The 9,298-nt window shown below is 59.3% G+C and carries 12 protein-coding genes; 8 read left to right on the top strand and 4 right to left on the bottom strand.

Features of this window, described 5'->3' with window-relative positions; translation table 11 throughout:
- Positions 1–132: 132 nt before the first annotated feature.
- From QMX98_RS15520 to QMX98_RS15510, 3 genes are all read right to left on the bottom strand, one after another.
- On the bottom strand, positions 133–585 hold the full coding sequence (locus QMX98_RS15520; protein ID WP_172791610.1) for a hypothetical protein: 453 nt from the start codon (positions 583–585) through the stop codon (positions 133–135).
- Positions 586–656: 71 nt separating this feature from the next.
- Entirely contained in the window at positions 657–1,988 is a 1,332-nt protein-coding gene (locus tag QMX98_RS15515) for an ATP-binding protein (RefSeq protein WP_282411008.1), read from the bottom strand.
- Positions 1,985–2,695, bottom strand: a complete 711-nt coding sequence (locus QMX98_RS15510) for a response regulator transcription factor (protein ID WP_077749357.1) — start codon at positions 2,693–2,695, stop codon at positions 1,985–1,987. Before QMX98_RS15510 ends, QMX98_RS15515 begins: the two co-directional genes overlap by 4 nt.
- A gap of 166 nt (positions 2,696–2,861) precedes the next feature.
- Here QMX98_RS15510 and QMX98_RS15505 point away from each other — a divergent pair, with 166 nt between their 5' ends.
- The 8 genes from QMX98_RS15505 to QMX98_RS15470 all read left to right on the top strand — a co-directional run bounded on the left by QMX98_RS15505 (position 2,862) and on the right by QMX98_RS15470 (position 8,061).
- On the top strand, positions 2,862–3,653 hold the full coding sequence (locus QMX98_RS15505) for a VacJ family lipoprotein (RefSeq protein ID WP_010458011.1): 792 nt from the start codon (positions 2,862–2,864) through the stop codon (positions 3,651–3,653).
- Positions 3,643–3,906 carry a hypothetical protein gene (locus tag QMX98_RS15500; RefSeq protein WP_010458013.1) on the top strand — a complete coding sequence of 88 codons (264 nt, stop codon included), beginning with the start codon at positions 3,643–3,645 and terminating at the stop codon, positions 3,904–3,906. The genes QMX98_RS15505 and QMX98_RS15500 overlap by 11 nt, the downstream gene beginning before the upstream one ends.
- Before the next feature lie 105 nt (positions 3,907–4,011).
- A complete protein-coding gene (locus tag QMX98_RS15495) occupies positions 4,012–4,374 on the top strand; it encodes a hypothetical protein (protein ID WP_010458015.1) in 363 nt (120 codons plus the stop codon).
- Positions 4,375–4,494: 120 nt separating this feature from the next.
- Positions 4,495–6,411 carry an alkaline phosphatase D family protein gene (locus tag QMX98_RS15490; protein ID WP_282411009.1) on the top strand — a complete coding sequence of 639 codons (1,917 nt, stop codon included), beginning with the start codon at positions 4,495–4,497 and terminating at the stop codon, positions 6,409–6,411.
- 14 nt (positions 6,412–6,425) lie between these two features.
- Complete coding sequence (locus QMX98_RS15485; RefSeq protein ID WP_282411007.1) at positions 6,426–6,935, top strand: shikimate kinase; 510 nt, start codon at positions 6,426–6,428, stop codon at positions 6,933–6,935.
- 12 nt (positions 6,936–6,947) lie between these two features.
- The gene (locus QMX98_RS15480; protein WP_282411006.1) at positions 6,948–7,403 is read left to right on the top strand and encodes a VOC family protein; all 456 of its coding nucleotides are present in this window, start codon (positions 6,948–6,950) and stop codon (positions 7,401–7,403) included.
- Positions 7,404–7,555: 152 nt separating this feature from the next.
- Positions 7,556–7,810: a type II toxin-antitoxin system prevent-host-death family antitoxin gene (locus tag QMX98_RS15475; protein WP_010458023.1), complete on the top strand. Its 255-nt coding sequence runs from the start codon at positions 7,556–7,558 to the stop codon at positions 7,808–7,810.
- The gene (locus QMX98_RS15470) at positions 7,807–8,061 is read left to right on the top strand and encodes a Txe/YoeB family addiction module toxin (RefSeq protein WP_077749362.1); all 255 of its coding nucleotides are present in this window, start codon (positions 7,807–7,809) and stop codon (positions 8,059–8,061) included. Before QMX98_RS15475 ends, QMX98_RS15470 begins: the two co-directional genes overlap by 4 nt.
- A gap of 8 nt (positions 8,062–8,069) precedes the next feature.
- Here the strand turns inward: QMX98_RS15470 and QMX98_RS15465 are convergent, their stop codons facing one another.
- Positions 8,070–9,245 (bottom strand): aspartate aminotransferase family protein, encoded by a 1,176-nt coding sequence (locus QMX98_RS15465; RefSeq protein ID WP_282411005.1) that lies wholly within the window; start codon positions 9,243–9,245, stop codon positions 8,070–8,072.
- Positions 9,246–9,298: the final 53 nt, after the last annotated feature.

Below are 9,298 nucleotides of genomic sequence, written 5' to 3'. Positions count from 1 at the left end.
GCTTGCTCCCGCTGGGCCGCGAAGTGGCCCCCTTATCCATGAAAAGAAGGGGACTGCTGCGCAGTCCAGCGGGAGCAAGCTCCCTCGCCACAGTATTTTGATCGACTGGGTGCGGCGTTATCGCGTCAGGGGCTACTCGATCTCAATCGGCCCTCTAGTCCCGGCATCACTGTCCATCCAGTAATCCTCCCCCGTCAGCCGTCGATCACCTTGAATCGTGAAGGTGATCTTTCCCTGCTTGAATTGCAGCGCGCCATCGGTGCGCTTCGCGTTGACCCGTTTGCCGTCCACCCAGACCTGTTCCTTGGCATCGATACGAATCGTGGCAACGGTCGCGCCGGCCTCGCTCTTCGCGACCCATTGCCCGGCATAAGGTGTCTGGGTGCTTGCGCTGTCCGCCGCTGGGTTGGTAAACCCGGCCTTGGCGTTTTCCGCTTTGCTCTTGTGGATATCGCAGCCCTGAAGTTCGCTCACTTGGGTGCAACCGGATTGCTCGAGTTGTTTGCGGTATTTGTCATTGATCGCGTGGGCGGGGAATTGCACCAGCATCAATAGGGCCAGCGTTGGCAGGATAATTTTGTTCATCAATTCTCTCCTTCGATCAGCGCCTTTTCGCGCCCCTGGATAATTCACTGTAGTCCGAACCCGGTACTCGGTTACACGGGCAACACCACCAACGCCTCCAACCCGCCCTTCGACCGATTCCGCAGTTTCAATTCCCCGCCATGCTCCAACACTATCGCCCGCGCCGCCGATAATCCCAAGCCCACACCGCCGGTGCTTTTGTTGCGTGATCCTTCCATGCGAAAGAACGGCACAAACACTTGTTCAAGGCTGGCCTGCGGAATACCCGGCCCGCGATCCAGTACTTTGATCCGCACTTCCCCAGCATCAGCAATCAACTCAATTGCCGGCTCACTGCCGTACTTGATCGCGTTATCCAGCAGATTGGTCATCACCCGCTTAAGCCCCAGCGGCCGCCCGAAATACACCCACCGCGTCGGCCCGACGTAGGCGATCTCAACCCCCTGATCCCGGTAATCATCCAGCAACGTTTGCAGCAACTCGGCCAGATCAAACTGGGTCGCCGGTTCAAGCCGCGCATCATCCCGGAAGAATTCCAGCGCCGAGTTGATCATCGCCTGCATTTCATCCACATCACGAAACAGCCGCTGCTGTTGCTCGCTGTCTTCGATGAATTCCCCGCGCAAACGCATCCGCGTCAAGGGCGCGCGCAGGTCGTGGGAGATGGCGGCGAGCATTTGGGTGCGGTCGCGAATGAAGTGTTGCAGTTGGGCCTGCATGGCGTTGAACGCGAGGATCGCCTGGCGGATTTCCTGAGGGCCTAGCGGTTCGATCGGCGGGGCGCGGAAGTCCACGCCGAAGCGTCGGGCGCCTTCGGCGAAGTGTTGCAAAGGTGTGGCGAGGCGACGGGTGGCGATCAGCGCGACCAGGGCGGTGGAGATCAGCACCAGCAGGATGACGATCAGGTAACGCGGCGCTTCGTCCAGGCCCCAGCTGCGCGAGGGGGCGGAGAACATGACCCAGGTCGCGTCCGGCAGCTGGATCAGCAGCGCATAACGGGCGTCCGCCGAGGGCTCCGTCCAGTCGGCCGGCTCGTAGGTCTGGATTCGTGCGGCAAACTTAAGCAACGGATGCAGGATGGTCGAGCCGATTTCGGAATCCAGGTCCTCCACCGTCGGCAGATTGAGCTCACGTCGATCAAGGTGCCAACTGACGATGAAGCCCTCATCGCTGACGGCGTGCGCCAGTTGGCTGCGCAGCGGCGCCGGGGCGGCCTGGATGATGCGGGTGATGGCGGCCATTTTGTCCAGCAACCCGGTTTCGGTCAGCGGTGGGCGCGCCCACACCCCCGCCAGTTGGATAAACAGCCCGTTGAGCGCCAATGAAATCAGCATCGCCAGAATGATGGTCAAGGCGATCCAGCGCGCCACCGTGTCCCGGCGAATCCGCTTCAACCAGCTCATCGCCGGGTCACGCTGGGGGTGAACAGATAACCGCCATTGCGCACCGTGCGAATCATCGCCGGGCGTTTGGTGTCGGATTCGAGCTTGCGTCGCAGGCGGCTGACTTGCACATCGATGCTGCGATCAAACGCGTCATGGCAATGCCCCCGCGCCAGGTCCAGCAACTGCTCGCGGGTGAGGATGCGTTGGGGGTGTTCGACGAAGACCAGCAGCAAGTCGAACTCACCGGCCGACAGCGGGATCATCACGTTGTCCGGTGAGCGCAGTTCACGGCGGGTGACGTCGAGGTGCCAGTCGGCGAAGTCGATCAGCGGCCGTGGGCGCTCCGTCACGACCGGCCGGCGTTCGTCCACGCGCCGCAGCACGGCGCGCACCCGGGCCAGCAGCTCGCGGGCGTCGAAAGGTTTGGTCAGGTAATCATCGGCGCCGAGTTCGAGGCCGACGACCCGGTCGCTGAGTTCGCCCATGGCGGTCAGCATGATCACCGGCATGGCGTAGCGAATCCGCAGTTGCTGACACAGGATCAATCCGCTGTCCCCCGGCAACATCACATCAAGAATGATCAGGTCCGGCGGCTGGCGCTCGATGGCCGCCCACAGCGACGCGCCGTCGGTGGCGACCTCGACGCTGTAGCCGTGCTGCACGAAGAATTTTTTCAGCAGATCGAGGACTTCAAGGTCGTCGTCCACAATTAAAAGGCTGTTCACCGAAGGTCACTTAAGGGGCGAATGGAGCCGCCATCTAAAACCATTCCCGCCAGCGCGTCATATATTTCAATCCTGCAATAAAGCGTCAGCACCGCAATAAACCAGACATCTTTGTGCAAGGCCTGGGGCTCAGCATCTCGGCGAATTCCTCCCGAGACTTGCGTCCATGTTGCCTTTCAAATGTGCTCCCTGGCTGGTCCGCAACACGTCGATGGCCGTGCTGGCCGCCGGGCTGGCGGGTTGCAGCAGCCAACCGCCGGCGTCCGCCACCGTGACGTGTGCCGAAATCAGCTATTCGGTGTACGACCCGGCGGAACCGTTCAACCGCGGTGTCTTTGCCTTCAATCGGGTGGCCGATGACTATGCCCTGGCGCCGGTCGCCCGTGGCTATCGGTACTTGCCGGACTTTTTCCAGACCGGTGTGCACAACTTTGTCGCGAACTTTGGCGAGCCCAAGGTCTTTATCAACGACCTGCTGCAAGGCAACCCGATGCGCTCGGTCAACACGTTGGGACGTTTCGCGCTCAATACCACCGTGGGCGTGGTGGGCTTGATCGATGTGTCCGGCATGGCCGGCATCCCGCGTCACAAAGCAGATTTCGGCCAGACCTTCGGCGTGTGGGGCATCGGCAACGGTCCGATCGTCGAGCTGCCCTTGTTCGGCACCTCGAACAGCCGCGATGCAGCCGGGCGAGTGCTGAGTTTTGTGGTCGATCCGTTCGGCAGCAACAGCGATACCGTGGACACGCTGTCCACGATCAACACGGTCGGCGGCATCGTCGATGGTCGAGCCGAAGCATTACCGCTGACCGACAGCCTGCAAAAATTGCCGGATTACTACAGCGCCTTGCGCAACGTGGTCGCCGAGCATCGAGCCGCGTATGTGGAAGATGGCAAACAAGGCTCAGCGCAAACAACCCAACCTCAATGCGAAGGAGTACCGACCGATGGTTTCTGAAAGCAATCATTTGACGCTGCAACAGCGAGTGACCCGGCACGACGCGGTTAATGTGCACTGCCGGGAAATCACCCTGCGCCTGTCACCGGACTGCCGCCAACTGGTGCTCAGCCGCTACACCGAACACTACGGCCCGGCGGTGGTGCGCTGGATCGAGCGCAGTCATACGGTGTCGCTGAGCGAGCTGTTTCGCTGGTTGGTGGCCAATGGGGAAACCAGTGTCACGAGGGGGGACAGCCTTTCGCTGCCTTGATGAATCGCCCATCTCACTTCAACACCACGCCACTGATTTGCTATCGTGCACGCCATCGCCCCACCTCAAAGAACAATGGACGCCATTGTTACCAAGGAAGAATGAATGGTTCTCGTCGCAATATTGGTGTTCTTGGCTGCGTCAGCGGGGATCTGGTTCTGGATAGTGAGGAACCGTGGCAGCTTGTATCTGTGGTTCGCCAACCTGGCAGGTGCTCTGGCCAGTTTGATTGTCGCGACGATCGTGCTGATGTTCATGAGCCCCGATGAGACAAAAACACGACCTGCTTACTTTCTCTATACGATCATGGCGACCTTTGGCGTCTTCTTCGGGACATGGCTCTTCACAGTCGCCAGGTTCAAGCAGGATGAGTATCCGGTCGGGCGCCATTTGATAGCCGGAGCTTGCAGCCTGGTGACGGCATTCCTGACGTTTGTGATATGCGCAGTGATCATTGATGGCAAATGAGCACTGCCCGACTCGGCTTTACAATTTCAGCAGCAAGCCAGTAGCCATCAGATAATCCCGGGCGCTGGCTGCGCTATCATCGCGCGCTCTGTGCACCAAGAGTCTTGAACCTGCATGTCCATGTCTTCGCCATTCCCCGACAGCCATCGCTCTCTGCCACCGGTCCTTGCCGGCCCGCTGTTGCGGCGTCTGGAGCCCACGCGTCTGGTGCTCTGGCTGGTGGGAACCCGAGCCTTGTCGCTGACCTTGCGCCTGCAAGGTGTCGGTGACATTCGCCTCGATGCCGGGCAATGCACGGTCATTCCGGTGGGCAAGCATGCCTTCGTCCACCTGATCGATGTACCACTGGCGACCGCCCTGCCCTGCGACACCCTGATCGACTATGACTTGCTGATAGATGACGCGGCGACCGGTATTGCCGACTGGGCGCCTCATCTGCTGTACGGCGAAGCCCGTTGCCCGAATTTTGTTTTGCGTTCGCGCATTGATCAGTTGATGCACGGTTCCTGCCGTAAACCTCACCACCCGGCAGCCGACGGTTTGCTGTGCGTCGATCGTTTTCTGGCGACAGAACATGCCGCGACGGAGCGCCCGGCCCTGCTGATGATGAGCGGCGATCAGGTGTACGCCGACGATGTCGCCGGTCCGATGTTGCGGGCGATCCATGCGCTGATCACTCAACTGGGGCTGTTCGAAGAACGCCTCGAAGGTGCGGTGGTCAGCGACAGCGCCAAACTCTACGAACACCCTGCCAGTTATTACCATCGTGCGGATTTGTTGCCGGCGCTTGAGAGCAACAAAACCTTGCGCGAGCGATTTTTCGGCGGAGCGCGCAAGCCGATTTTCACCAGCAGCAGTGCCGACAATCACCTGGTGACATTCGCTGAAGTCATGGCCATGTACCTGCTGGTCTGGTCGCCGACTCCCTGGACGCTGATCGCGCCACAACCGCCAGCGCTGACGCCCGAAAGACGCAAGCGTTATGCCCTTGAACAGACGCGTATCGATGACTTCAAGGTGGGCCTGGGGGATGTCGCGCGGGCCATGGCGCATCTGCCGTGCCTGATGATTTTCGACGACCATGACATTACCGATGACTGGAATCTGTCCGCGCAATGGGAGGAAACGGCCTACGGCCATCCGTTCTCCAAGCGCATCATCGGCAACGCGCTGCTCGCCTACATGCTGTGCCAGGGCTGGGGCAACAACCCGGATGCGTTCGGCGACGTGCTGGAAAAAGCCCGATTATTGAGTGCCACGGGGCACGACGATTATCTCGACAGCGACGTCCAGGACGCTCTGATCGATGATCTGCTCGGCTTTCAACACTGGCATTACGTGCTGCCGACCACTCCGGCGCTGGTTGTCATCGACACCCGCACCCGACGCTGGCGCAGCGAGATGAATCTCAAGCAACCCTCGGGTCTGCTGGACTGGGAAGCGCTCAGCGAACTGCAACAGGAACTGCTCGATCACCCGTCGGCGATCATTGTTTCGCCAGCGCCGATCTTCGGCGTCAAACTGATCGAAACCGTGCAACGCGTCTTCAGCTGGTGCGGTTATCCGCTGCTGGTCGACGCGGAAAACTGGATGGCCCATCGCGGCGCGGCCCAGGTGATCCTGAACATTTTCCGACACTCGCGCACACCGGGTAACTACGTGGTGCTGTCGGGCGATGTGCATTATTCCTTCGTCTACGAAGTCCTGATCCGACACCGCCAGGCCGGTCCGAGGATCTGGCAGATCACCAGCAGCGGCATCAAAAACGAATTCCCGCCCACGCTGCTCGAATGGTTCGACCGCCTCAATCGCTGGCTCTACTCGCCGCGCTCGCCGCTCAATTGGCTGACCAAACGCCGTCGCATGCGCATCATCCCGCACATCCCTGAACATGCCGAAGCGGGTGAACGGCTGTGGAATTCGGCAGGGATCGGCCAAGTGTTCTTCAATGAAAAGGGACAGCCGCAGGAAATCTTTCAGCACAATTCAAACGGTGCACCAAAGACGCGGATGATTGCGCCCGACACAGACGACTGAACGTGTAAGCCACCATGAACCTCACCCGAACCCTGATCATCGGCAACTCTGGCGCGGGCAAAAGCTGGCTGGCTAAACGACTGGCCGAACATCTTCATGCGCCGTGGATCGATCTTGATCGGGTTCACTGGGTGTCGGATGAAAGCAGCATCGCCCGCTCTCGCTCCGAAGCATTGGGCATGGCGCGCGTGCTGGCCGATGAAGAGCGCTGGGTGATTGAGGGTGTTTACGGCTGGATCGTCAGCGAACTGATCAACCGTGCAACAGCGCTGGTCTGGCTGTGTGTTGACGACGAAAGCTGCGTCGCCAATATTCGTCAGCGAGAAAACCGGCAGGACAACGACGAATTGCTGATCGCGTTGCTGGAATGGGCCGGCAGTTATCGTGTTCGCAAAGACTCCAGCGGGTTTTCCGCACACCGGCAGCTGTTCGAAGGGTTCAGCGGTTCAAAAATCAGACTCAGGGATCGAGGTGAAATCGTGGCCTTCGTGAACACTCTTCCCGACTCATCTCACAGCGTTTGAAAAAGGATTGGTATGTTTGCACGGAGCAAGTTAGTCCCCGAACTGATGGTCACCGACATCAAGAAAAGCCTGAATTTCTGGACCTCGCTAATCGGTTTCAAGATTGCCTACGAGCGCCCTGAAGCGGGTTTCGCCTACCTCGATAACAACGGCGTGCAAATCATGCTGGAGCAATACGCTCCAGACGAAGGCCAGTGGATGACCGGAGCATTGGAAGCGCCGTTTGGCCGGGGCATCAACTTTCAGATCACTGTTGATCTCGTCGAGCCGATACTCCAACGATTGGCCGAAGTTGAATGGCCGCTGTTTCGTCCCTGCGCCGATGTCTGGTATCGCGCTGATGCGGTGGAGGTCGGGCAACGTGAATTTCTGGTTCAGGACCCGGATGGGTATCTGGTTCGGTTGGTGGAGAGTTTGGGGGAGCGGGTGTGTTTGTCCGTAGATCGGATCGCGGGCAAATCGGATTAGGATTACACCGGTCTCGGAAACGTCTTGAAGAAGCTTCGGCGATACTCAGTGCAAGCGTAGACACATCGTCTGCGTAACGACCACTCGGAGGTATCGCCTTGTCAACCTGTACTCATTTCTGTACGTTCTTTGCATCGAGCGAGGACTACAACATGCAAACTATCAACTACACCACCGCACGGGCCCATCTGGCCGAAACCATGGATAGGGTCAATGAAGACCGTGCGCCGTTGCTGGTTACTCGCCAGAAAGGCGAACCCGTAGTGATGATGTCTCTGGCGGAGTACAACGCTCTCGAAGAGACCGCCTATCTGCTGCGCTCCCCCGCCAATGCTGAGCGCCTGATCAAATCGATCAGCAACTTGCGTGCAGGGAAGACCCAATCCAGGCAACTCATCGAAGAATGAATATTGAGTTCACTCCCGAAGGTTGGGACGACTATTTATGGTTCCAACAAAATGACAAGGCCGGACTCAAACGAATCAACCTGCTCATCACAGCTATCCAGCGTGAACCATTCGACGGGCTCGGAAAGCCTGAGCCGCTCAAACACAATTTGAGCGGCTTTTGGTCACGTCGAATTACTGCTGAGCATCGTTTGGTCTACGAGGTCGATGAAGGTGAGATTCGCGTCGTGATGTGTAGATATCACTACTGAACACGATCTCAGGATGTTCTCATCGCCCGACAAACCCCTCTGACAATCATCTCCACTTCCCGCTCATCAATCGTCAGCGGTGGCAGCAGGCGGATGGTCTTGCCCCGTGTCACGTTGATCAGCAAGCCATGGTCGCGTGCGGCGATCAGGGTCAGGTCGCGGATCGGTTGCTTGAGTTCGATGCCGATCATCAAGCCTTGGCCACGAATCGCCAGGACGTTCGGGTCGTCGGCCAGTTCGGCGCGCAGTCTGACCAGCAGGCGTTCCCCCTGAAGCCCGGCGTTTTCCAGCAGACCTTGTTCTTCGATGATGTCCAACACCGTGCAACCGACCCGACACGCCAGCGGATTACCGCCGAAGGTGCTGCCATGGCTGCCGGGGGTGAACAGCTCGGCCGCTTTGCCCCGGGCCAGGCAGGCGCCAATGGGGATACCGTTGCCGAGGCCCTTGGCCAGGGTCATGACGTCCGGGACGATGCCTTCGTGTTGGAAGGCAAACCACTGGCCGGTACGACCGATGCCGGTCTGGATTTCGTCGAGCATCATCAGCCAGCCGCGCCGGTTGCACAGTTCTCGCACGGCTTTCAGGTAACCGGCAGGCGCCAGTTGGACGCCGCTTTCACCTTGAATCGGTTCCATCAGAATCGCCACGATGCGCGTGCCATGGGCTTGCCGCACTTTGTCCAGCGCGTTGAGGTCGCCGAAGGGCACTTTGACGAAGTCGCCGGGCAACTCGTTGAACCCCAGGCGCACGGCCGGGCCGTCGCTGGCGGATAAGGTGCCCAGCGTCCGGCCATGGAAGGCGTTTTCCATCACCACCACCAGCGGCTGCTCGACGCCTTTATGCCAGCCATAAAGCCGTGCGAGTTTCAGTGCGGTTTCATTGGCTTCGGCCCCGGAGTTGTTGAAGAACGCCCGCTCCATCCCAGACAACTGCGTCAGTTTCTGCGCCAACCGCTGCTGCCAGTCAATGCTGTAGAGATTGGAGGTATGCAACAGCAGCCCGGCCTGCTCGCTGATCGCCGACACGATTTTGGGATGAGAGTGGCCGACATTGGTCACCGCCACACCCGCCACCGCATCCAGATACTCACGTCCCGCCTGATCCCAAAGTCGAGTGCCCAGGCCTTTGCTGAAACTCAGGGCCAGGGGTTGGTAAGTGGTCATCAGGCAAGCGGCGGTCATGACATCAAGCTCCATCAATTGTCGGTGTTTTTGCAGTATGGTTAGCCACCTGA

Source organism: Pseudomonas sp. PS02303, from assembly GCF_029959925.1.
GTDB classification, from domain to species: domain Bacteria; phylum Pseudomonadota; class Gammaproteobacteria; order Pseudomonadales; family Pseudomonadaceae; genus Aquipseudomonas; species Aquipseudomonas mandelii.
Note: the sequence above shows the minus strand (reverse complement) of the source record. Positions and strands in the feature narration are given on the sequence as shown.